This is a genomic window from Variovorax sp. OV084 (assembly GCF_900111625.1).
Taxonomy (GTDB): domain Bacteria; phylum Pseudomonadota; class Gammaproteobacteria; order Burkholderiales; family Burkholderiaceae_C; genus Variovorax.
In genome coordinates this window covers 174,946-197,666 of the sequence record NZ_FOII01000009.1, presented here as the reverse complement: position 1 = coordinate 197,666, position 22,721 = coordinate 174,946, and the positions used below count along the sequence as shown (strand labels likewise).

The window sequence follows — 22,721 nt, the reverse complement described above, 5'->3', positions numbered from 1 at the left end:
AGATCCCTCTCATGCGCAAGCTCTATGTCGGCAACAAGAACTACTCGTCATGGTCCATGCGGCCCTGGGTACTGATGAAGCAGGCCGGCATCGACTTCGAGGAAGTCGTGGTGCGCTTCGATTCGTTCGAGGCCGATTCGCAGTTCAAGCACACCATCGCCGCGCTGAACCCGGTGGCCAAGGTGCCGGTGCTGGTGGACGACGGCCTCGTCGTCTGGGACACGCTGGCCATCGCCGAATACCTCGCCGAGACCTTCCCCGAAAAGCAGCTCTGGCCCCGGTCCGCGGCTGACCGTGCACGCGCCCGCAGCGTCTGCGCCGAGATGCACTCGGGCTTCGGCGGCCTGCGCAACCATTGCGGCATGAACATCGAAGCCTCGCTGCCCGAGGTGGGCGTCCGGCTGCTGAAGGAAGTGCCCGAAGTCGCCAGCGACCTCGCACGCATCGTGCAGATGTGGAGCGGCCTGCTCGACACGCATGGCGGCCCGATGCTGTTCGGTGCCGGATTCGGCATCGCCGATGCCTACTTCGCGCCCATCGGCACACGCATCAAGACCTATGGCCTGCCGGTGCCGGCACATATCACGGCCTACATCGAGCGCGTGCAGGCGCTGCCGGGCGTCAAGGCCTGGATCGACGATGCACTGGCGGAGAAAGATTTCCTGCAGTTCGAAGAGCCCTATCGCACGGGGCGCTAGGGTCTTCGAAGCAGGTGGGGCGGATCAGAACCGGTAGGTTGCCGCCACGTAGGTGACGATCGGGTTCAGCTTCAGGCTGGCTTCGCTATTGGCCACCGGCAGGCCGTAGATCGAGGTCGTCGTCAGCTTGGCCTTGGTCTTCAGCGGGATGTACGACACCGAGAACGAGATGCCCCAGTGCTTGTCGAACTGGTAGGCCGCGCCCACGTTGATCACCGGCGCGAACTTGCTGTCGAGCTTGGCCGTGGTGTTCACAGCGAACGGCGACTGGTGGAACTGGCCGGCCAGTGCGCTCTGCAGGTTCGAGGTCAGCTTGACGTCGCTGTACCAGACGTAGGTGGCGCCCAGGCCCACGAACGGACGGAAGGCGTCGGTGCCCTCGTTGAAGAAGTACTTGCCCAGGATCGTCGGGCTCCACTGGCGCGCCTCGCCGAGTTGTCCGACGCGGCCGAGGGTGCCGGTGCCGTTGAGCTTGAACTTCGGCGGCACGCCGAACACGCCTTCCACCGCCCAGTGGCTGTCGAGGAAATAGGTGGCGTTGAGACCCAGGGTGTCGGAATCGCTCACGCTGGCACCCGAGCCGGCCAGCACGCTCGGAATGGGCGAGGTCACGGTCAGCGGCTTGCTGGAATCCTGTGGTGACAGATGGAACCAGCCCGCGCCGACGACCCAGTCGCCCGCCTGCTGCGCCATCGCGCTTCCGGATGCCAAGGCACCCAGAGCCGCCAGCGCAAACATTGTTTTCTTCATGATGTGAATTGCTCCTTTGGTTGACATATCCCTCTGCGGATGCGGGCGTCGACTTGTGATTGCCGCTGAATTTCGTCCGATGAACGAACGATTTCCCGGTCCGCTCCGGGGATTATCGAACGACCGTTCTATTTTTTGGTACCGGGAGTATCCCTACACTGCACTTATGAAAATTTTTCTCGTTGGAGGTGCACTTCGCGACCGGCTGCTGCAGCGGCCGGTGTCCGACCATGACTGGCTGGTGGTCGGGGCCACGCCCGAAGAAATGGTGGCCCGCGGCTACTTGCCCGTGGGACGCGACTTTCCGGTGTTCCTGCACCCCGAGACGCGCGAGGAATATGCATTGGCCCGCACCGAGCGCAAGAGCGCGCCTGGCTACCGCGGCTTCACGGTGCATTCCGCGCCCGACGTCACGCTGGAGCAAGACCTCGCGCGCCGCGACCTGACCGTCAACGCCATTGCGCTGCCGGCCGAGCTGGTGAGCGCCGACGGCCACTTCGACCCCACGCCCGCCACGCTGGCCGACCCCTTCCACGGCCAGCGCGACCTGCGTGACAAGGTGCTGCGCCACGTGACCGACGCCTTTCGCGAAGACCCGGTGCGCATCCTGCGCGTGGCGCGCTTCGCGGCACGCTTCGACGACTTCAGCGTCGCCCCAGAAACCATGGCGCTGATGCACGAGATGGTCGCCGCCGGCGAGGTCGATGCGCTGGTGGCCGAGCGCGTGTGGCAGGAACTGTCGCGCGGCCTGATGGAAACGCGCCCCTCGCGCATGTTCGAGGTGCTGCGCGAATGCGGAGCGCTGGCCGTGCTGCTGCCCGAGCTCGACGGCGGCACGCAAACAACGATGGCAGTCATCGATGCCAGCGCCCGCCTGCAGGCCTCGCTGGCGGTGCGCTTCGCCTGCCTCATGCGCAACGAGAGCGTCAAGCAGCTGCAGCAGGTGTGCGACCGCTGGCGCGTGCCTGTGGACATCCGCGAGCTGGCCGAGGTAGTGGCGCGCGAGCACGGCCACATCGACGGCAGCGACGCGCTGGACGCCATGGGCTTGGTGCGCCTGCTGGAGCGCTGCGACGCCTTCCGCAAGCCCGCGCGCTTCGCCGAGGCGCTGCTGGCCTGCGAATGTGACTCGCGCGGCCGGCCCGGCTCCGGCGATGCGCCCTACCCGCAGCGCGAGCGCCTGCTCGCCGTGCTGGCGACGGCAGCGGCCGTGGCCACCGATGTGGTGGCTAAAGCCGCCCAGCAGTCCGGCGCCACCGGCCCGAAGATCGGCGAGGCGATCCACCAGGCCCGGGTCGAAGCCGTCGCGGCATCGCTGTCCGCCAGGGCATGACTTCTGGCACTTCCCGGAGCAGACCCGGCCGATAGCATCGACCGGGTGAATGCCACCGCGCCGAAGCCCGCACTCGAATCCGACGCTTCCCAGCATCCGACCGATCCATCCGCCGGGCCGGACGACCTGAGCCTGCGCGTGCTGCGCGAGCACGTGGCCTCGGTGTACGCGGCCTACAACGCATCGGTGTTCGTGCACTTCGGCCTGGGCGCGGCGCTCGGCGCCGCCATGTACGTGCACCAGCCCCGCCTGTGGATCCTGGCCTGGATGGCGGCCCACCTGTCGTTCGGCCTCGTACTCTTCTTCATGCCGCGCTGGCACGAGGGCGTGCCGCTCGCGGACACGACGCGCTGGGCGCGCCGGCATTCGCGCACCGTCACTGCCGTGAGCATGGCCATGGCCACCGCGCCGCCGCTGTTCATCTCGGCCGGCGACCTGCCCGTGACCTCGGTGGTAACGGTGGTCATCATCGGCAGCTGCGCCCGGGCCATGCAGCTGCTGTGGCCGCTCAAGCCCGCGCTGTACGGCTACACCCTGCCGATGATGCTGAGCCTGATCGCCGCACTGGCCTGGCAGGGCGACGCCCTGCACTTCTTCCTCGCGGTGTTCAGCCTGGGCTACCTGCTGTTCACGCTGCGCGTGGGCGACCAGCAGCACAAGCTGCTGACCGACTCGCTGGTGCTGCGCTTCGAGAACGAGGCGCTGGCCGCGCAGCTCGGCAAGCAGATTGCCGTCGCCGAACGCGCCAGCGCCGAGAAGACGCGCTTCCTCGCCACCGCCAGCCACGACCTGCGCCAGCCGCTGCATGCCATCGCCCTGTTCGGCGCCGCGCTGGAGAACGAGCTGCGCGAGCACCATGGCGGGCGCAACGCGCAGCGGCTGATGCGCGCGGTGAATGCACTGGGCAATTCGCTGGACACCATGCTCGACGTGTCGCGCCTCGACGCTGGCGTGGTCATGCCGGCCGTCCGGCCCGTGTCGCTGGATGCGCTGTTCCGCTCGCTCAACCACATGTTCGCGGCGCAGGCCGAGCAACGGCAATTGCAATTGCGGGTGCGCGCCAGCGGCCTGTGGGTGCGCAGCGATCCGCAGCTGCTGTACCGCATGCTCTCGAACCTCGTCGACAACGCGCTGAAGTACACGGCACGCGGCGGCGTCGCGGTGCGGGCCCGTTCGCGCGGCGACATGGTGTGGATCGAAGTGCTCGACACCGGCATCGGCATCGCGCCCGAGCAGCACGAGCGCGTGTTCGAGGAGTACTACCAGGTGCAGAACCCGGGCCGCGACCGCGCGCAGGGCCTGGGCATCGGCCTGTCGATCGTGCAGCGGCTCTCGCGCCTGCTGCAGCATCCGGTGCAGGTGAAGTCGCGCCTGGGCGGTGGCTCGCGCTTCCGCATCCAGCTGCCGGCCGCGGCGCCCCTGGTGGCCGACGTCGAGCCGGCCGCAGCTTTCCGCAGCACCGCTGCTTCGCCCGAGGCGGTGATCCATGCGACACGCGCACGCATCCTGCTGATAGACGACGAAGCGGAGATCCGCGAGGCCATGACCGGCCTCTTCCACGCCCACGACCTGGCCGTGGACGCCGTGGCCGACGAAACCGAAGCCGTCGAGGTGCTGGGCCGGCCCGATGTGCAGGAGCGGCCCTTCGCACTGCTGATGTGCGACTACCGCCTTTCCAACGGCGACAACGGCCTCGATGTCGGCCTGAGGCTGCAGCGCCGCTTCGGGCTGCAGGCGCCGCTGATGCTGGTAACCGGCGAGACCTCGCCCGAGCGGCTGCAGCACGTGCGCGCCTCCGGGGTGCCGGTGCTGTTCAAGCCGGTGAACGCCGCGGCGCTGCTGCGTGCGCTTGCCGATGTGGTGCCCAAGGCCGCCTGATTCACGGCCCTGACCCCGACGCACGTCCGGTTTTGGCCGACACGCGCATGCTTCGACGCGTGTTAAGGTTTTTCCCGATGCCAAAGTCCTCCAGCAACTTGCAGTTGCCTCCTCCGTTGGGCCGGGATGCAGCCCTCTTCCTCGACTTCGACGGTACGCTGGTCGGGCTTGCGCCCACGCCTGAAGCCATCGAGATTCCGCCTGCCCTCGTGCCTCTGCTGAGCGACCTGCGCGACCAGCTCGGCGGCGCGCTTGCCGTGGTGTCGGGCCGCCAGATCGACTCCATCGACCGCTTTCTCGCACCGCTGCGGCTGCCCGCGGCCGGCGAGCACGGCGTGCAGCGCCGCAACGCCAGCGGCCACACGCAGGAGCAGCGCCCGCCCGATCTCATTCCCATCCTCGAAATTGCCAACGAACTCGCGCGCGTGCACGAAGGCCTGCTGGTGGAGCGCAAGCACGCCGCCATCGCCCTGCATTACCGGCTCGCGCCGCAGCTCGAAGCCGTATGCCGCGACGCGATGTCGCGCGCCATCGAAAACCATCCGCAGCTCGAACTCATGCACGGCAAGTTCGTGTTCGAGGTAAAGCCCACGGGCGTCAACAAGGGCATCGCCATCGACGCCTTCATGACCGAGGCGCCGTTCGCGGGCCGCACGCCGGTCTTTCTGGGCGACGACACCACCGACGAGAGCGGCTTTGCGGTAGTGCAGCCGCGCGGCGGCATCGCCATCAAGGTCGGCTCGGGGCCGAGCCTGGCGCTGCACCGGCTCGAATCGCCGCGCGCCGTCTACGAATGGCTGGTGCAGGCACGCGACATGCTGGCGACACAAAAACCCGCAAAAACCAACGAAGAATCCCCGAGGAGCCCCCGATGAGCGAACAACAACTGCCGGTGGCGCCCGAGGATCGCGCCGGCCAGGCACTGGCAGGCGCGGCCGGCCCGGACGACCGCGCGCCGGCCGACATGCAGGCGGCCGCAGCACCCGGCCCGCGCGGCTTTGCCCCGCCGGCCGAGCCTTCGCTCAACGTCGGCGTGATCGGCAACTGCGCCTACAGCGCTCTCATCGACGCGCGCGGCCGTGCCGTGTGGTGCTGCCTGCCGCGCTTCGACGGCGACCCGGTGTTCAACGCCTTGCTGCACCCCGGCGAAGATGCGGGTGCGTGGAGCATCGACATCGAAGACTTCGCCGAGGCCAAGCAGTGGTACGAGCCGAACACGGCCGTGCTGCGCACGCAGCTGTTCGACAGCGCGGGCCAGGGCGTGGAGATCACCGACTTCGCGCCGCGCTTCTACAGCCGCTCGCGCTACTTCCGCCCGCTGATGATGGTGCGCCGCGTGCGGCCGATTGCCGGCGCGCCGCGCATCCGCGTGTCGCTCGACCCGCGCTTCCAGTGGGGCGCCTCGGCGCCGGTGGAGGTCACGCGCGGCAGCAACCACATCCGCTACGTCGGGCCCGACGTGACGCTGCGGCTGAACACCGACGCATCGATCTCGCACATCCTCTCGCGCCAGCCCTTCGTGCTCTCGCGCGAATACAACTTCATGTTCGGCGTGGACGAGACGCTGCTCGACGGCATTGCCGACACCGCGCGCAAGTTCGAGCAGGAAACCATCTCCTACTGGCGCACCTGGAGCAAGCGCCTGGCCATTCCCTTCGAGTACCAGGAGGCGGTGATCCGCGCGGCCATCACGCTGAAGCTCTCGCTGTACGAGGACACCGGCGCCATCGTCGCCGCCATGACCACCAGCATTCCCGAGGCGCCGGGCAGCCAGCGCAACTGGGACTACCGCTACTGCTGGCTGCGCGACGCATTCTTCGTGGTGCGCGCGCTCAATTCGCTGAGCGAAGTGGGCACCATGGAAGACTACCTGCGCTGGCTGGGCAACGTGGTGATCGGCTCGCACGGCGAGCACATCCAGCCGCTGTACGGCATCGGGCTGGAGCGCGAGCTGCCCGAGTCCTTTGTCGAGAACCTGGCGGGCTATCGCGGCATGGGCCCGGTGCGCGTGGGTAACCAGGCGCAGGAGCATTTCCAGCACGACGTGTACGGCAACATCGTGCTCGGCGCGGCGCAGGCCTTTCACGATCACCGGCTGCTCAGCCGCGCGGGGCTGGCGGAGTTTCCGCACCTCGAGGCGGTGGGCGAACAGGCGGTGCGCGTCTACGGCACGCCCGACGCGGGCATGTGGGAGCTGCGCACGCGCGCACGCGTGCACACCAGCTCGGCGCTGATGAGCTGGGCGGCCTGCGACCGGCTCAGCAAGATCGCCCGCGCGCTGCACCTGCCCGAGCGCGCCGCCTACTGGCACGGCCATGCCGCGCGCATGAAGGAAGAGATCCTCGCCAAGTCGTGGTGCGAAGAGCGCCAGGCCTTTGCGGAGAGCTTCGGCGGGCACGAGCTCGACGCGAGCATCCTGCTGATGGTGGAGGTGGGCCTGATCGACGCGCGCGACCCCCGCTTCATCTCGACGGTCGACGCAATGGAAAAGTCGCTGTGCGACGGCCCCTACATGCGCCGCTACGAGGCCGCCGACGACTTCGGCAAGCCCGAGACCGCCTTCAACATCTGCACCTTCTGGCGCATCGACGCACTTGCCAAGATCGGCCGCAAGGCCGAGGCGCGCCAGATCTTCGAGACCATGCTCGCGGCGCGCAACCCGCTGGGCCTGCTGTCGGAAGACACGCACCCGGTCACGGGCGAGATGTGGGGCAACTTTCCGCAGACCTATTCGATGGTCGGCATCATCAACGCGGCCGTGCGCCTGTCCGCTCCCTGGGATTCGTGCATATGAGCCGTCTAGTCGTCGTTTCCAACCGCGTGGCGGACCCACGCAAGCCGGCAGCCGGCGGCCTGGCCGTGGCGCTCGGCGAAAGCCTGCAGCAAAGCGGCGGCATGTGGTTCGGCTGGAGCGGACAGGTCGTCGAAGGCGGCCCCACGGGCGAAGGCGAACTGCACCGGCAGCAGGCCGGCAAGGTAACGCTGGCCACCATCGATCTGAGCCGCGAAGACCACGACAGCTACTACCTCGGCTACAGCAACGACGTGCTCTGGCCGGTGTTCCACAACCGGCTCGACCTGGCGCACTTCGACGCCGGCTTCATCGGCGGCTACCGGCGCGTGAACCAGCTGTTCGCGCGCAAGCTGCTGCCGCTGCTGAAGGAAGACGACATCATCTGGGTGCACGACTACCACCTGATCCCGCTGGCAGCCGAGCTGCGGGCCATGGGCTGCAGGCAGCGCATCGGCTTCTTCCTGCACATTCCGCTGCCGCCGCAGATCATCACCGCGGCCATCCCGCAGCACGAGTGGCTGATGCGCTCGCTGTTCTCGTACGACCTGATCGGCTTCCAGGCGCAGCAGGACGTGCAGCACTTCGAGCACTACGTGCGCAACGAGGCCCACGGCGAGTACCTGGGCAACGACATGTACCGAGCCTACGGTCAGACGGTGCGAAGCAGCGCCTTTCCCATCGGCATCGACGTCGACGAATTCGCGGCGCTCACGCATGCGAAGGAATCGCGCGACATGTACGAGACCATGAAGCGCGAGTATTCGAGCCGCCGGCTGCTGCTGGGCATCGACCGGCTCGACTACTCCAAGGGCATTCCGCAGCGGGTGCGTTCGTTCCGCGAGCTGCTGGCCAACTACCCCGAAAACCGGCGCAGCGCCACGCTGATCCAGATCGCCTCGCCCACGCGCGAGACAGTCGATGCGTATGGCGACATCCGGCGCGAGCTCGAATCGCTGTGCGGTGCCATCAACGGCGACTACGGCGAACTCGACTGGATGCCGGTGCGCTACATCCACCGCATGGTGGCGCGCAAGCGTGTGCCGGGGCTGTGCCGCGCGGCGGCCGTGGGGCTTGTAACGCCACTGCGCGACGGCATGAACCTCGTCGCGAAGGAATACATCGCGGCGCAGGACCCGGCCGACCCGGGCGTGCTGGTGCTGTCACGCTTTGCGGGAGCGGCCGAGCAGCTGAAGGAAGCGCTGCTGGTGAATCCGTACGACACGCACGGCACGGCGGAAACTGTTCAGCAGGCGCTGCAGATGCCGCTGGAGGAGCGGCGGGAGCGGCACCAGAAGTTGTTGTCGCGTATTCGTGAGCAGGATATTCACTGGTGGCGAAATAGCTTTCTCGAGGCGCTGCGGGAAGCGGCCAGCGAACGTTGATTGTTCGGGGTGCGATCACGCCGACGGGGGACATTCGCGGAGGGGGAGTACCCGGTGTTATTCGCACGCACCCCGAACAAGTCCCCTACCAGCCAGTAAGCAGACGCACAAAGCGCATCACCGGCCGCGCCTCCACAGGCGAAACCTGCGCAACCCGCGGCACGTGCACCCGCAAATGCACCGCCGTCAGCGCAGACACTTCGATCCAGCCGCCGTGCGGCAGCCGATGCACCTCGCCTTCCTCGAGCAGCGTCTCGGCCATGAACACGGTCTCGCCGAACCATCCGGGCGGCGACACGACCCGGGCGCGGCCCTCGGCCAACTGGAGCCAGGCCCCGGCATCGACCGAGGTGCGCAAAGACTGGCCGGGTTCGAGAACGATGGAATCGGGCGCTTGGGAGAGGGTGGTGATCATGGCGAACCTCGGGTGAATGAGGGTTCATCGTAGAAATTCCGTCGCCTAAAAAACAGGCACACGCCATGGCTATTGCGACCGTAACAGCGGTGCCGCCGACGCATCTGTTATGGTCGTTTTCCCTAGCAACTGCATCTGTTTTCGGATGCCCGATACGGGGAACATCGACCCCATGGACTCGCTACCGCTCTACCGCCAGCTCTCCGCGCACTACGTGGACGCGATCCACACCGGCTCGCTCAAGCAGGGCGACAAGCTGCCCTCGCTGCGCAGCCTGATGCGGCTGCACGACATCAGCCTGTCGACCGCGCTGCAGGTCTGCCGCGCGATGGAAAGCGACGGCTGGGTCGAGGCCCGCGACCGTTCGGGCTACTTCGTGCGGCGGCCACAGCGGCTGGCCATCGCGCCGATGGAAGAGCCGATTGCCGACGTGCCGCCCGACCCCGCGCAGTTCGTCAGCATGCGCACACGCATGGCCAACTTCATGGCGCGTGGCCGGCACACGGGCGTGAAGCTCAACTTCGCCATCGCCCGCGCGGCTCCCGAGCTGTATCCCGCCGAGGCCCTGCGCAACTCGATGACGCGCGCACTGCGCCAGCGACCCGAGCTGCTGACCACCGCCTCGTCGCAAAAAGGCCACGAGCAGTTCCGTGAAGCGCTGGCACAGCGCAGCCTGCGCGTGGGCATGACGGTGCCGCCCGACGAAGTGCTCGTCACCAACGGCTGCATCGAGGCGCTGAACCTCGCGCTGCGCGCCATCGCCAAGCCCGGCGACACGGTAGCCGTGGAGTCGCCCACCTTCTACGGCCTGCTGCAGGTGCTCGAAAGCCTGGGGCTGCGCGCGCTGGAGATTCCGACCAGCCCGCAGACCGGCATCTCCCTGGAAGCGCTCGACCTCGCCATCCACACCTACGACGACATCAAGGCCGTGGTGGTGGTGCCGCACCTGCAGAACCCCATCGGCAGCGTGATGCCCGACGCCCACAAGCAGCGGCTGGTGCACCTGTGCGAGAGCCACGGCATCGCGCTCGTCGAAGACGACACCTACAGCGACCTCGTGGAAAGCGACGCGCCGCTGCGCGCGGTGAAGTCGTGGGACCGCACGGGCAACGTGATCTATTGCGCCTCGCTGCACAAGGTGCTGGCGCCGGGGCTGCGGCTGGGCTGGATCACCGCCGGGCGCTGGCACGCGCAGGTGGAAATGCTCAAGTACGCGCAGACCCGCAACAACGAGGCGCTGGCGCAGATTGCCGCGGGCGAGTTCGTCGCGAGCGGCGGCTACGACCGCCACCTGCGCCGGCTGCGCGAGCGGCTGCACGTGCAGCGCGACCAGACGGCGGATGCCATCGCCAAATACTTTCCGGCGGGCACGCGGCTGAACCTGCCGCGCGGCGGGCTGCAGCTGTGGGTCGAGCTGCCCGGGCAACGCTCGTCGGTGGACGTGTTCGACGCGGCGCTGCGCGAACACATGCTGGTGGCGCCGGGCGCACAGTTTTCGAACTCGGGGCGCTTCGACAACTACCTGCGCATCAACTGCGGCTGGCCGTATTCGAAGGCGGTGGATGCGGGGCTGCAGCGGCTGGGCGAGATCGTGTCGGCCGTGCGGCCGCCGCACTAGCAACCAGCCGGCGATTCAGACGATGTAGAACACGACGGCGTCGCGCCTTGCGGCCGCGCCGGCGAAGAAGCGCTTCACACCTTCCATGAAGCCCTCGAGGTCCCGGGCGCCGTCCTGCCAGACCTTGGCCCAGTAGAGTTCGCTGAACTTCGCCGGCTCGCCGGTGAAGCGGCCCATCAGTTCCGCCACGTCGCGCTGCGCGAGCCGGGCCGCGGTGCGCTCGACGTGGGCGGCCGTGAGATAGATGCAGCCCATCCCGTCGGTGCCGTCGAGCTCTTCGCCGTCCACCGCCTCGGGCAGCAGCGTGCGCACCACGTCCCAGGCCTGCTCCACCGTCTGGCTGTCGTGCGGGCCGCCCTGCGCCGCCGGCGAATGCAGGAAGCCCGACACGGTGGACGGATCGATCACCAGCGCGCGCAGCCGATAGCGGTCCAGGGCGTAGAAGGCGCCGCCGATGCTCATGTGCTGGGTTCCATGCGTGCGGCGCGGGCCACCGTGGCGAGCACCATGCTCACGCTGTCGATGTTGCGCTGCGCGTTGTCGATGTTCCTGAAGTGGTCGGGCGCGCAGATCTGGTTGAGCAGCAGCGTGCGCTTGAAGTGCATCAGCGCCTGGCGCAAGTCGCCCTCTTCCTGCGCGATCAGGCCCAGGTCGTTGTGGGCGGTTGCGGCCGCCTGGGAAATGCCCCGGCAGCTGCCCTGCTGGATGTCGAGCGAGCGCTCGAACAGCGGCCTGGCCTTGTCGAATTCGCGGCGCGCCATGAACAGGCTGGCGAAGTTGTTGAGCATGTCGGAATGCAGTTCGGCGTCGCCCTCGCCCGGCGGGAGCTTGTCCAGATGCACGAGGGCGCGCGCGTAGCAAAGCTCGGCTTTGGCGTCCTGGCCGGACTCGGCATAGAGAAACGCCAGGTTGTTGAATGCGCGCACCACGCCATCGCTGGAGCCGCCCCGGGCTTCGGCCACCGCCATGGCGATGGTCTTCTTGTAGAGCGCTTCGGCCTCTTCGGCCCGCCCGGCCGCGGCATGCAGCAGCGCCAGGGTGTTGGTCGGCCCGCGCCGCCAGCTGTCGTCGAGGCCGAGCAGCCCGATCATGGCCAGGGCTTCGTCCGCCGAGGCCTGTGCCTTGTCGTACCACTGCAGCCGGCGGCACAGTTCCGCATAGCTGGCCAGCTGGAGCACCACGGCCCTGTCCGCGCCGCCGTACAGCCGGCGACTGGCGGCGACGGCTTCGGCGCAGAACTTCTCGGCCCGGGGCAGGTCGCCCTGGGCCAGTGCGTCGCGGTAGCGCGCGTCGCGGTCTTCGAGCAGGTTCAGCAGCGCGCCTTCTTCGTCGGATGCAGCGCCGTGGGCCTTGCGTTCGGCGATGCCGGTCAGGGTCAGGTCCAGTGCCTTGCGGGCGATATCCATGTCTTCCGCCGGCATGCCGATCTTGCGGCCGATGGAGAGGCTTTCCTCCAGGCTGGCCCGGGCCCTGTCGAAGGCCTTGAACTGGTAGCAGGCCTGGCCGAGCATGCACAGCGTCATCGCGAGGTTCTGGTGCGGGCCCTTGAACACGCGGCGCGCGGTGGCGACGATCTGCTCGGCGATGGCAACGGCGCCGGCCCAGTCTTCGGCCTCGGCGGCGGCCACGAAGCGCTCCTGCAGCTTGTTGGCTTCGGCGAGGGCGGCGAGGTCGTATTCCTTGGCCTCTCGTGTCCCGGCGCGACGGGCGCGCTGGCGGGCCGGAGCTTCTTCACCATCTTCGACAGCGGCCCCGTCCTGCTGCTTCATCCGCCGGTAGATCCAGTAGACGTCGAACAGCATCCATGGCAGCACAAGCGCCAGGCCGAAGCGCGATCCCGGCAGGCCGGCGACGCCATACAGCAGTAGCGCCAGTTGCGCCGCGCCGCCCAGGTAGCTCCCGAGATAGAAGCGATGCGCCCCGATGAAACCGCCCACCAGCCACAACAAGTAGGCATAGGAGCGACGGCGAGGCAGCAGGGTCATGGTGTTCGCCGGATCGTACGGTGGCCGTTCAGTCGAGCAGCGCCAGTGCAGCGTAGTCGCCAACCTTGTCGCCCAGGCCGGCGGGCACGAGGCGCACGCCCTGCGTGAGCGGCGGCAGCTTGCCGTCTACATGCGCCTGCAGCCTCGGCAGCAGAAAGTCGCGGTGGTGCCAGAACACGCTGCCGCCCAGGCTGATGCGCTGCAGGTCGAGCGTGGCGATCAGGTTGTAGAGCATGCGGCCCATCACCCGGCACAGCGCGTCGACGATTTCCAGCGAATGCGGCTCGCCGGCCGCGGCCGAGCTGAACAGATCGGCCGCGGGCTGGCCGAAGCGCCGGGCGATCGAGTTGCCGGCAATCAGCCCTTCGACGTCGCCGACGTTGCCGCAGCCGCACAGCGCACCGCTGGCGTCGTCCACCACGAAGCTGTGGCCCGCATGGCCGGCGTTGCCGTTCTTGCCGCGCAGCGCGCGACCGTCCACGCACAGGCCGACGCCGACGCCGGTGCTCCACGTAACGTAGGCGCAATCGTCCAGCCCCTTGAGCGCGCCCCAGTGGCGCTCGGCCTCCAGCGCGGCGACCGCATCGTTCTCGACCCGCACGCGGGCGAAGCGCTTTGCCAGCGGCGCCTCGACCAGCGCGGTCATCCATGTGTTGGGCAGGCCGCGCGCCGGGCCGGCGATGCCGCCGCAGATGTTGGGCGTGGCCAGTTCGACCTTGCCCTCGCGCAGCTCGAAGGGCCCGGCCGACGACACGCCCACGCGGTCGATGGTTGCGGCATCGATGCCTTGCTCCGCGCAGACCTCGTCGATCATCCGCATGATCTGCACCGCCACCGCGTCGTTGTCGCCGGTCTTGGCCGTGGGCTCGCTGCGGCGGCCGATCAGCGGCGCGTCGCTCGAAGCGGAAAGGCTTACGGCCACCTTGGTGCCGCCGATGTCTACGCAGGCTCTCATTGCTGTTTGTCTTTTCTCTACAGAAGACGCGCGACCAGCGCCGCGATCATGCTGAGCACCACGGTGCTGGCAATCGGCAGTTGCCACTCGCGGCCGAAGGCGCGGAACTCGAAATCGCCGGGCAGTCGTCCGAAGCCGAAGCGGCGCAGCCAGGCGGTCAGGCCGCTCATGAGCACCAGTGCGAGGACGACGACGATCAGCCAGCGGAACATGTTCGACAGTCTAGGCCGAGAGGATGGCCATGGCTTGCCGGTGGAGTTCGGGCGTTGCCGCCGCGATCACCCGCCCGTCGGACTTCAGCCCCAGCGGCTGGCCCTGCCAGTCGGTGATGACGCCGCCCGCGGCCTCGATCAGACCGGCGGGGCCGAGGTAGTCATAAGGCTGCAGGCCGGTCTCGACCACGAGGTCGATGGTGCCGCCCGCCAGCTGGGCGTAGCCGTAGCAGTCGCCGCCGAAGCGGCGCATCGCGCACTGGCGGCTGAGCCGGTCGAAGGCAGTCCAGTCGGCCGGCGCGAAGATGTCGGGCGAGGTGGTGACGATGCGGGCCTTGGCCACCTCGGTGCAGCTGCTGGCGCGCACGGGCTGGCCGTCGCGCGTGGCGCCCTTGCCGGCCTCGCCGATCCAGCGCTCCTTGAGCACCGGCATGTCGACCACGCCCAGCGCGATGCGGCCGCCCTGCAGCACACCGATCAGCGTGCCCCACAGCGGTGAGCCGGTGATGAAGCTGCGCGTGCCGTCGATGGGGTCGAGCACCCAGACGCGCTCTGCGTCGAGCCGCTCGGGGCCGTGCTCCTCGCCGTAGATGCCGTCGGCCGGCACCCGCGCGCCAAGGATTTCGCGCATGGCCGTCTCGGCGGCGCGGTCGGCCAGCGTGACCGGGCTTTCGTCGGCCTTGGTGATGATGTCCAGCGGCGTACGGAAGTAGTGCATCGACTGCGCTGCGGCGGCATCGGCCAGCGCCTGGGCAATCGACGAAAGATCGGGGGTCGAGGAGCTCATGGGAGAGTGGTTAACACATGCCAAAACCTGCGATTAGACCCGAGCCGGGCCGGGTTTGACACGGCGGGGGCGCCAGTCCTAGCATGGCCCGAAAATTGCCAGGAGACAAAACAAATGGCCTCGCTCAAATTCCTGCGCACCACGCTGCTCGCCCTCCTGCTCGGCGCCTCGGCCTTGCTGGCGCACGCCACCCCTTCCGACGCCGAGGACAAGCTGATCGACACGCTGATACAGCGCGTCTCGAAGATGTCGGCCATGGTCTTCCTGCGCAACGGCAACGAATACACCGCCGCCGACGCCGCCAAGCACATGCAGGCGAAGTACGACTACTTCAAAAAGGAGCTGGTGACGGCCGAAGACTTCATCGAGCGCTGCGCCTCGCGCTCGGAGATGACGGGGCAGGCCTACAAGGTGAAGCTCAACAACGGCACGGTGCGCGACGCCAACGAGTTCCTCAACGGCGAGCTGCGCACGATGCGGCAAGCCGCGAAGAAGACCAGCGGCTAGCTAGCGCTGCTGCCCCCAGCGGCGCACCGTGAGCCGCTCCAGCGTCTTGAAGCCCAGGCTCTCGACCAGCAGGCCGATCAGCACCACCATCGCAAGGCCCGCGAATACGCGGTCGGTGTACAGCTCGTTGCGGTTCTGGAAGATGTACCAGCCCAGCCCGCCCTTGCCCGACGAGGCGCCGAACACCAGCTCGGCCGCGATCAGCGTACGCCAGGCAAAGGCCCAGCCGATCTTCAGGCCCGACAGGATCGACGGCAGCGCAGCCGGCACCAGGATCTGCAACACGTAGCGCAGGCCCTTCAGCCCGTAGTTGCGCCCCGCCATGCGCAGCGTTTCGGGCACGCCCTGGAAGCCCGCATAGGTGTTGAGCGCCAGCGGCCACAGCACCGAATGGATCAGCACGAACACGAGGCTGCCGCGCCCCAGCCCGAACCACAGCAGCGCCAGCGGCAGCAGCGCGATGGCGGGCAGCGGGTTGAACATCGAAGTTAGCGTGTCCAGCAGGTCGCGGCCGATCTGCGTCGACACCGCGAGCGTGGTGAGCGCGAATGCCAGCAGCACGCCGGCGAGGTAGCCCTGCAGCAGCACGGCCAGCGAGATACGCACCTTCTCGATCAGCTCGCCGCTGGCAAGCCCTTCGAACAGCGCGCTCGCCGTGGCGGTGAAGGTGGGCAGCAGCAGGTCGTTGTTCTGCCAGCGGGCCGCAAGCTCCCACAGCACGGCGATGACGGCGAGGATCAGCCCCTTGCGCAGCCAGGCCTGCGACCAGATCCGCGCGCCCAGGGGCAGCGTGCGTTCGACCGGCAGCTCGGTGAAGGGCTCGAGCGTGCGCTCGTATTCGGGGCGGATGGGAGGAACGATCGCGCTCATGCCGCGGCCTCCTCATGTTCTTCTTCGAACAGCATGTCGTGGATGCGCTGCGCCGTGCTTTGGAACTCGGCACCGCCCAGGCTCGCAAGCGAAAAGCCGTGGCTGTTGATCTCGGCGCGCATGCGCCCCGGGTGCGGCGAAAGCAGCGCGATGCGGTTGCCCACTACCAGCGCTTCTTCGATCGAGTGCGTGACGAACAGCAGCGTGAAGCGCACCTCGTCCCAGAGCTCGAGCAGTTCCTGCTGCATCTTGCGGCGCGTGAGCGCGTCGAGTGCGGCAAAGGGTTCGTCCATCAGCAGCACGCGCGGCTGCATCGCAAGCGCGCGTGCAATCGCCACGCGCTGCTTCATGCCACCCGAAAGCTGGTGCGGATGCACATCGGCAAACTTTGCAAGGCCGACCTTGTCGAGGTAGTGCAGCGCGCGTTCGGCAGCTTCCTTCTTGCCGAGCGTGCGCGAAGCCAGCAGCGGGAACATCACGTTCTGCTTCACGGTCTTCCACGGCGGCAGCTGGTCGAACTCCTGGAACACGACGATGCGGTCGGGGCCGGGCTGCGTCACGCGCTGGCCTTCGAGGCGGATCTCGCCTTCGACCGGCGGGATGAAGCCCGCCACGGCCTTCAGCAGCGTGGACTTGCCGCAGCCCGAGGGACCGAGCAGCACGAAACGGTCGGCGGCGTGGACGTCGAAACTCACGCGGTGCGTGGCGCGGACGACTCGCTCGGGGGTGCGGTATTCGAGGCTGACCTTGTCCACCTGTAGCAGCGGTGCGCTTTCTTGCCCCCTCTCCCTCTCTCGCTCGCGGGAGAGGGTTGGGGTGAGGGCTGCTGGCGATGCCGAAGGCTCCCCCCTCACCCCTGCCCTCTCCCGATGTGAGAGGGAGTCACCCCGGGAAGGCAAAGCCGCTGCCGTGCTCATCGATCAATTCCCCGACGAATTCTGCGCATCGTCGAAGAAGTAATCCTTCACCGAAGCCGGCTTGTTCTTGATCGCGCCCACGCGGTGCATGAACTCCGCCAGCGGATACGTGTTCTGCGGCGTGGTCTTGAACTGCACCTCGGGGTTCTTGATGATCTTCAGCAGCAGATCGCGGTCGAGCTTCGCGTTGCTCACCTTCAGGTAGATATCGGCCGCCTTCTCAGGGTTGGCCGTGACGAACTTCGCCGCCTCGTCGAGCGCATCGACAAAGGCCTTGTACGTCTTCGGGTTCTCGCTGCGGAATTTTTCCGTCGCGTAGAGCACCGTCGCCGATGACGGACCGCCCAGCACCTGGTACGAGTTGAGCACGATGTGTGCATTCGGATTGCCCGCGAGCTCCTGCTCCTGGAACGGCGGATTGCCGAAGTGCCCCGTGATCTCCGTGCCGCCCTTGATGATGGCCGCAGCCGCATCGGGGTGCGGCAGCGCCACGCTGATCTTGTCGAGCCGGTTGAACTCCTTGTCGCCCCACAGCTTGGCCGAGGCGAACTGCAGCACGCGCGACTGCACCGACACGCCCACGGCGGGCAGCGCGATGCGGTCCTTGTCGGTGAAGTCGGCGATCGTCTTCACGTTCGGGTTGTTGCTCACCAGGTAGTACGGGAAGTTGCCCAGCGAGGCCACGCCCTTCACGTTCTGCTTGCCCTTGGTGCGATCCCACAGCGTGAGCAGCGGGCCCACGCCGGCGCCCGCGATCTCGATGTTGCCTGACAGCAGTGCGTCGTTGACGGCCGAGCCGCCCGAGAGCTTGACCCATTCGACCTTGGCGTCGACGCCCACGGCCTTCGCGTGCTTCTCGATGAGCTTCTGCTCCTGCGCGACGTTGAGCAGCAGGTAGACGATGCCGAATTGCTCGGCGATGCGGATCTGGCCTTCGGCATGCGCAGCGAGGCTGCCAGCGAGAAGGCCGAGGCCGGTGACGAGCGCGGCGGCTTTGCGGGTGAAGCGGTTCATTGACGGGGGTCCGGAAGAAAGATCAGAAAGGCGTGTCGCCGACGATGGTGGTGCGGTTGAGGCGGCGGCGCAGGTGGTCTGGCGTACCCGCTGCGAGGTGCATCAGCGAGCGGTTGTCCCAGAACACCAGGTCGTGCGGCGCCCACTGGTGGCGATAGACGAACTCGGGCTTCACGCTGTGCGCGAACAGCTCGGCGAGCAAGGCGTCGCTTTCGGCCTGCGGCAAACCGACGATGCGCGTGGTGAAGTGCTCGCTGACGAACAGCGCCTTGCGGCCTGTCTCGGGGTGCGTGCGCACCACGGGCTGGACGGCTGGGGCGACCTGATCGATCTGCGCTTGCGAGAGCTTGGGGCGCCACGGATTCTTGGCGCGCAGCTCTTCGTACTTGGCGAGGTAGCTGTGCTCAGCCTTCAGCGGCAGGACGCGCTGCTGCAGCTCGGGGCTCAGCGACTCCCATGCGAGATGCTGGTCGGCGAACAGCGTGTCGCCGCCTTCGCTCGGCAGCTCCTGCGCGTGCAGCAGGGAGCCCAGGCTGGGGTTGGGTTTGTACGAAATGTCGGAATGCCAGTAGACGCCCGCATCGCCGAGGCCGATGGGCTCGCCGTTCTCCTTGATGTTGGAGACGATGAGGATCTCGGGGTGGTTCTTCAGCTGGAACTGGTGCAGGACGTGGATTTCGAGCGGGCCGAAGCGGCGGCTGAAGTCGATGTGCTCCTGCGGGGTGATCTGCTGGTCGCGGAATACCAGGACGTGGTGGTCGAGGTGGGCTTTGTGGATTCGAGCGAAGTCTTCGGTGCTGATTGGCTTCGAGATGTCGAGGCCGATGATTTCGGCGCCTACGGGGGCATCGAAGGGGCGCACTTCGAAGTGCTGTGCGGCGGGCTCGGGCCTGCTGCTGGAAAGAACGGCTGTCATGCCGGGAATGTAGGGGCCGGTTTGTTGTTTCCCAACGAACTCTTCGTTGATAGCTTATGACTTTGGATGTTTGGGTTCCGGGGCCGGGTCTCGCCCCGGCCTCGGAAAAACAAACAACCACAGTCACTCAAAGCGTATGACTGCGATCCCCATCAACAAACCCCATCGCATCCCAAGCCCCCCCAACAGCAAACCCGACAACCTTGAAGAGTTCCCCCATCTCATGCTCATGAATCAACCGCGCAGCCATCGCCCGCTCGGCAACAGACCCGGCTTCCATCCGAGCCAGCAATCCACAGTTCAGCAGAAACCGCGCCTGACTCGTATAGCCCAGCACCTCAAGCCCCGCGTCCTGCCCAGCCAGCGCAATACCCGTGAAGTCGACATGCGCAGTGATGTCCTTGTAGCCCACATCAGACAGCGGATCGCCATCAGCCTGGTGCGCCCGGTGGCACATCACCGTGCCCATGTGCCGCTGCGGGTGGTAGTACTCGGCCTCGGGAAAACCGTAGTCGATAAGAAAAGCCGCGCCCTTCCCGAGCCGATCCGCCAGCGTGGCAATGAACGCCCGAGCCTGCGGATGAATCTCGGTGAGGTAGTCGTGTTCGCCGGGCACTTCGATCGGCGGGCGAAGTTCGGTGGAACGGTCCGCCCATGCCCAACCGTCGTCGCTCGCATTGCGCACCACGCCGCGTTCGAACCACTGCCCGCCCACACGCGCCAGCAATTGCACAGGCATCGCATCGAGCACTTCGTTTCCGACCACCACGCCTTCCATCGACTCAGGCAGCTCGTTCAGCCACTCGACACGATCCGCATACCGCACCAGCGCCTGTTGCTGCCGCTCCCTCAACGTGCCGGACAGATCGACGATGCGATAGCGCACATCGCTGCGCCCCATCTCGTCGAGCGCATGCAGCAGCTGAACCGCCAATGCACCAGAGCCTGCACCGAATTCCCACACCGTGTCGGTTCCCGTCTTCTCCAGCGCCTCGGCCACCTGAGCTGCCAGTGTCTGCCCGAACATCGGCGTGAGTTCCGGCGCCGTCACGAAGTCGCTGCCCGAAGAAGGCATGTGCCCGAACTTGGCGGAAGTGTTGGCGTAGTAGCCCAGGCCGGGCGCATACAACGCGAGTGCCATGAAGCGGTCGAACCCGATCCATCCACCCGCGCGCTCGACGGAACGCGCGATGAGGTGGTCGAGGGCGGTAGGTAAACTGCTGGGGGTCGTCTTTGTCGTCACAGCGCCATTCTCCCTCTCCCCGCATGAGCCCCGTTTCCCAAGCCCCTGCCTCCCGCCGCACCGTTCTCGTCACGGGCGCAGGCCGCAGGCTGGGCCGCGAGATCGCGCTGGGGCTTGCCGCAGGCGGCTGGCAAGTGGCGGTGCACTACCGGAGTTCGCTGGCCGAGGCCGAGCAGACGGTGGCCGACTGCGCCGCGCTCTCGGGCGACTCGGCCCTGTTCGCCGCCGACCTCGAAGACGAACAGGCCACGCGCGCCCTGCTGCCCCGCGTGGTCGCGCGCTTTCGCAGCGTCGACGCCGTGGTGCACAGCGCAGCGCTGTTCGAGCACGACGAAGCCGCCACCTTCGGCTATGCGCTCATGGAACGCCATGCGCGCAGCAACACCGGCGCGGCCATCCTGCTGGCGCAGGCGCTGCATGAACACGTGACGGCGCGCGACGCGCAAGGCGCGGTTGTCCATCTGCTCGACCAGAAGTTGTGGAACCCGAACCCCGACTTCCTGAGCTACACGCTGTCGAAGGCCGCGCTCGAAGCCGCTACGCCGATGCTGGCACTGGCCCTCGCGCCTCGCGTGCGCGTGGTGGGCGTGGCGCCCGGCCTCACGCTGGCGAGCCACATGCTGGACGACGACAAGTTCGCGCAATTGCACAAACTGTCGCCGCTGGGCCGCTCTTCCACGCCGGATGACGTGGTCGCCACGGTGAAGTTCGCGCTGGAGAACCGCTCGATCACCGGCACCACGCTGCTGGTGGACGGCGGCCAGCACCTGATGAAATTCGAGCGCGATTTCTCGCTCATGTGAGCACCACCACCATGTCCACTCCCTCGCAAGGCCACCAGACACTCACCCTCCAGGGCCTGCGCTTCGACGCCAACCTGGGCATCCTCGAACAGGAGAAGACGGCGCCGCAACCGATCCTGGTCGATGCCGAACTCAACCTCGGCCCGCAGCCGCTGCTGCCGCAGGACGACGACATCTTCCACGTGCTCGACTACCGCAAGGTGCGCCGCATCATCATCGAAGAGTGCACCGCCGAGCACGTCAACCTGCTCGAAAGCCTGATCGGCAAGCTGGTGCAGCGCCTGCTGCAGCTGCCCGGCGTGGTGGGCGTGCGCGTGAAGATCGCCAAGCTCGAAATCTTCGACGACTGCGAAGTGGCGATCCGCATGGAAGCCGGCGAGTGGTGAGCAACAGTCCCTCAGGCAGCTGAACCACAAGCCACGGCGGGCTTGACGGCCAAGGGCCACATCCGCACGGCAAGCGCACCCAGCCCCGACACCGCCCCCAGCAAGGCCACGGCCGACCAGCCCCACTGCGCCAGCACCAGGGCGCCGAGCGCGGAACCCGTGGCCATGCCGATGAACACGCCGGTGAAGAACACCGCATTGAGCCGGCTGCGCGCACCGGGGTCGATGCCGTAGACCACGGTCTGGTGCGCGATCAACGCGGCCTGCAGCCCGAAGTCGAAGCCGATGGCGCTGGCCACGATCAACCCCAGCCGCGCGGCAGGCGCCATCAGCGGTGCAAACAGCATGGCCGCGAACGACACCACGACCAGCACGGCGCCCATGCGGATCACCAGTTCGGGGCCGCGGCGGTCCGCCAGGCGCCCGGCCAGCGGCGCGGCCAGCGCACCCGCCGCACCGGCCAGGCCGAAGGCGCCGGCAGCCGCGCTGCCCAGATGGAAGGGCGCGCCGTGCAGCATCACGGCCAGCGTCGACCAGAAGGCGCTGAAACCCACCGACAGCAGGGCCTGCGCAAAGGCGGCGCGGCGCAGCGCGCTGTGGCGCTTCCACAGATCCGCCAGCGAGCCCAGCAGCGCGCCGTAGCCCAGCTGCGTGGTCGGGCGCAGGTGCGGCAGGCCGCGCGCCGCGGCAACGCCAATGAACGCGATGCTGGCCGCCGCGACCATGAACATCGTGCGCCAGCCGAAGTGCTCGGCCACGAAGCCGCTGAGCACGCGCGACAGCAGGATGCCCAGCAGCAGCCCCGTCATCACCGTGCCGACAATCTTGCCGCGGTGCGCTTCGGGCGCCAGCGTGGCGGCGGCCGGCACCACGTCCTGCGCCATGGTGGCGGCAAGGCCGATGACGAGGCTGGCCGCCAGCAGCGGGCCGACCGAGGGCGAAAAAGCTGCACCGAGCAACGCCAGCACCAGCACCGTTGCCTTGACGAGGATGATGCGGCGGCGGTCGAAGCGGTCGCCCAGCGGGGCGAGCAGCAGGATGCCGAGCGCATAGCCCAGCTGCGTGAGCGTGGGGACGAAACCCACGGAACGGGCCGAGGCGCCGATGTCGGGCCCGAGCACGCCCAGCATGGGCTGGCTGTAGTAGAGCGCCGCGACACCGAAGCCGGCGCTGGCGGCCAGCAGCAGGATCAGCGAGCCGGGCAGTCGCTCATGCGTCGATTGAATGGAAGACATGGTGTTAACCCTTAGAACCAGAA

At 67.6% G+C, this 22,721-nt stretch carries 23 protein-coding genes; 10 read left to right on the top strand and 13 right to left on the bottom strand.

Translation table 11 applies throughout. The features are described from left to right. Nucleotides 1–11: 11 nt before the first annotated feature. Nucleotides 12–698: a glutathione S-transferase family protein gene (locus tag BMW87_RS22265; RefSeq protein ID WP_093078671.1), complete on the top strand. Its 687-nt coding sequence runs from the start codon at nt 12–14 to the stop codon at nt 696–698. A 24-nt stretch (nt 699–722) separates the two neighbouring features. Here BMW87_RS22265 and BMW87_RS22260 read toward each other — a convergent pair whose 3' ends face one another. Continuing rightward, on the bottom strand, nt 723–1,448 hold the full coding sequence (locus BMW87_RS22260; RefSeq protein ID WP_093078669.1) for an OmpW/AlkL family protein: 726 nt from the start codon (nt 1,446–1,448) through the stop codon (nt 723–725). 166 nt (nt 1,449–1,614) lie between these two features. On the opposite strand from BMW87_RS22260, the gene BMW87_RS22255 reads away from it, so the two are divergent. The 5 genes from BMW87_RS22255 to otsA all read left to right on the top strand — a co-directional run bounded on the left by BMW87_RS22255 (nt 1,615) and on the right by otsA (nt 8,835). Next, nucleotides 1,615–2,781: a multifunctional CCA addition/repair protein gene (locus tag BMW87_RS22255; RefSeq protein WP_093078668.1), complete on the top strand. Its 1,167-nt coding sequence runs from the start codon at nt 1,615–1,617 to the stop codon at nt 2,779–2,781. A gap of 45 nt (nt 2,782–2,826) precedes the next feature. Then, nucleotides 2,827–4,659, top strand: coding sequence for an ATP-binding response regulator (locus BMW87_RS22250; RefSeq protein WP_093078666.1), 1,833 nt, complete (start codon nt 2,827–2,829; stop codon nt 4,657–4,659). Between the two features lie 77 nt (nt 4,660–4,736). After that, nucleotides 4,737–5,534 carry a trehalose-phosphatase gene (gene otsB, locus BMW87_RS22245; RefSeq protein ID WP_093056127.1) on the top strand — a complete coding sequence of 266 codons (798 nt, stop codon included), beginning with the start codon at nt 4,737–4,739 and terminating at the stop codon, nt 5,532–5,534. Next, the gene (locus BMW87_RS22240) at nt 5,531–7,453 is read left to right on the top strand and encodes a glycoside hydrolase family 15 protein (RefSeq protein WP_093056129.1); all 1,923 of its coding nucleotides are present in this window, start codon (nt 5,531–5,533) and stop codon (nt 7,451–7,453) included. Before otsB ends, BMW87_RS22240 begins: the two co-directional genes overlap by 4 nt. Beyond that, nucleotides 7,450–8,835 (top strand): alpha,alpha-trehalose-phosphate synthase (UDP-forming), encoded by a 1,386-nt coding sequence (gene otsA, locus BMW87_RS22235; RefSeq protein ID WP_093078665.1) that lies wholly within the window; start codon nt 7,450–7,452, stop codon nt 8,833–8,835. The genes BMW87_RS22240 and otsA overlap by 4 nt, the downstream gene beginning before the upstream one ends. Before the next feature lie 85 nt (nt 8,836–8,920). Here otsA and BMW87_RS22230 read toward each other — a convergent pair whose 3' ends face one another. Beyond that, the gene (locus BMW87_RS22230; RefSeq protein ID WP_093078664.1) at nt 8,921–9,250 is read right to left on the bottom strand and encodes a hypothetical protein; all 330 of its coding nucleotides are present in this window, start codon (nt 9,248–9,250) and stop codon (nt 8,921–8,923) included. 172 nt (nt 9,251–9,422) lie between these two features. Here BMW87_RS22230 and BMW87_RS22225 point away from each other — a divergent pair, with 172 nt between their 5' ends. Beyond that, the gene (locus BMW87_RS22225) at nt 9,423–10,868 is read left to right on the top strand and encodes an aminotransferase-like domain-containing protein (RefSeq protein ID WP_093078703.1); all 1,446 of its coding nucleotides are present in this window, start codon (nt 9,423–9,425) and stop codon (nt 10,866–10,868) included. Nucleotides 10,869–10,883: 15 nt separating this feature from the next. Here BMW87_RS22225 and BMW87_RS22220 read toward each other — a convergent pair whose 3' ends face one another. From BMW87_RS22220 to hisN, 5 genes are read right to left on the bottom strand one after another with little or no spacing between them, the layout of a single operon-like run. Further along, the gene (locus tag BMW87_RS22220) at nt 10,884–11,330 is read right to left on the bottom strand and encodes a DUF1877 family protein (RefSeq protein WP_093078662.1); all 447 of its coding nucleotides are present in this window, start codon (nt 11,328–11,330) and stop codon (nt 10,884–10,886) included. Then, the gene (locus BMW87_RS22215) at nt 11,327–12,853 is read right to left on the bottom strand and encodes a tetratricopeptide repeat protein (RefSeq protein ID WP_093078661.1); all 1,527 of its coding nucleotides are present in this window, start codon (nt 12,851–12,853) and stop codon (nt 11,327–11,329) included. The genes BMW87_RS22220 and BMW87_RS22215 overlap by 4 nt, the downstream gene beginning before the upstream one ends. Before the next feature lie 28 nt (nt 12,854–12,881). Beyond that, nucleotides 12,882–13,808 carry an ROK family protein gene (locus tag BMW87_RS22210; protein ID WP_093078659.1) on the bottom strand — a complete coding sequence of 309 codons (927 nt, stop codon included), beginning with the start codon at nt 13,806–13,808 and terminating at the stop codon, nt 12,882–12,884. Between the two features lie 17 nt (nt 13,809–13,825). Continuing rightward, on the bottom strand, nt 13,826–14,020 hold the full coding sequence (locus BMW87_RS22205) for a DUF2905 domain-containing protein (protein WP_056509065.1): 195 nt from the start codon (nt 14,018–14,020) through the stop codon (nt 13,826–13,828). A gap of 10 nt (nt 14,021–14,030) precedes the next feature. Beyond that, entirely contained in the window at nt 14,031–14,807 is a 777-nt protein-coding gene (gene hisN / locus BMW87_RS22200) for a histidinol-phosphatase (protein ID WP_093078658.1), read from the bottom strand. A gap of 114 nt (nt 14,808–14,921) precedes the next feature. Between hisN and BMW87_RS22195 the strand changes: the two genes are divergently transcribed. Further along, nucleotides 14,922–15,314, top strand: a complete 393-nt coding sequence (locus tag BMW87_RS22195) for a DUF5329 family protein (protein ID WP_093078656.1) — start codon at nt 14,922–14,924, stop codon at nt 15,312–15,314. Here BMW87_RS22195 and BMW87_RS22190 read toward each other — a convergent pair whose 3' ends face one another. The 5 genes from BMW87_RS22190 to BMW87_RS22170 all read right to left on the bottom strand — a co-directional run bounded on the left by BMW87_RS22190 (nt 15,315) and on the right by BMW87_RS22170 (nt 20,274). Then, on the bottom strand, nt 15,315–16,184 hold the full coding sequence (locus BMW87_RS22190) for an ABC transporter permease (protein ID WP_093078655.1): 870 nt from the start codon (nt 16,182–16,184) through the stop codon (nt 15,315–15,317). It abuts the gene before it with no gap. Next, the gene (locus tag BMW87_RS22185) at nt 16,181–17,101 is read right to left on the bottom strand and encodes an ABC transporter ATP-binding protein (protein WP_371258841.1); all 921 of its coding nucleotides are present in this window, start codon (nt 17,099–17,101) and stop codon (nt 16,181–16,183) included. The genes BMW87_RS22190 and BMW87_RS22185 overlap by 4 nt, the downstream gene beginning before the upstream one ends. Nucleotides 17,102–17,104: 3 nt before the next feature. Continuing rightward, the gene (locus BMW87_RS22180; protein WP_093078654.1) at nt 17,105–18,115 is read right to left on the bottom strand and encodes an ABC transporter substrate-binding protein; all 1,011 of its coding nucleotides are present in this window, start codon (nt 18,113–18,115) and stop codon (nt 17,105–17,107) included. A 22-nt stretch (nt 18,116–18,137) separates the two neighbouring features. Continuing rightward, nucleotides 18,138–19,031, bottom strand: a complete 894-nt coding sequence (locus BMW87_RS22175; protein WP_093078652.1) for a TauD/TfdA dioxygenase family protein — start codon at nt 19,029–19,031, stop codon at nt 18,138–18,140. A gap of 127 nt (nt 19,032–19,158) precedes the next feature. After that, the gene (locus BMW87_RS22170) at nt 19,159–20,274 is read right to left on the bottom strand and encodes a class I SAM-dependent methyltransferase (protein ID WP_093056151.1); all 1,116 of its coding nucleotides are present in this window, start codon (nt 20,272–20,274) and stop codon (nt 19,159–19,161) included. Between the two features lie 23 nt (nt 20,275–20,297). On the opposite strand from BMW87_RS22170, the gene BMW87_RS22165 reads away from it, so the two are divergent. Next, nucleotides 20,298–21,077: an SDR family oxidoreductase gene (locus tag BMW87_RS22165; RefSeq protein ID WP_093078651.1), complete on the top strand. Its 780-nt coding sequence runs from the start codon at nt 20,298–20,300 to the stop codon at nt 21,075–21,077. Nucleotides 21,078–21,088: 11 nt separating this feature from the next. Continuing rightward, nucleotides 21,089–21,463: a dihydroneopterin aldolase gene (locus BMW87_RS22160; RefSeq protein ID WP_093056387.1), complete on the top strand. Its 375-nt coding sequence runs from the start codon at nt 21,089–21,091 to the stop codon at nt 21,461–21,463. Between the two features lie 11 nt (nt 21,464–21,474). On the opposite strand, the gene BMW87_RS22155 is transcribed toward BMW87_RS22160, so the two are convergent. Further along, a complete protein-coding gene (locus BMW87_RS22155) occupies nt 21,475–22,698 on the bottom strand; it encodes an MFS transporter (RefSeq protein WP_093078649.1) in 1,224 nt (407 codons plus the stop codon). Nucleotides 22,699–22,721: the final 23 nt, after the last annotated feature.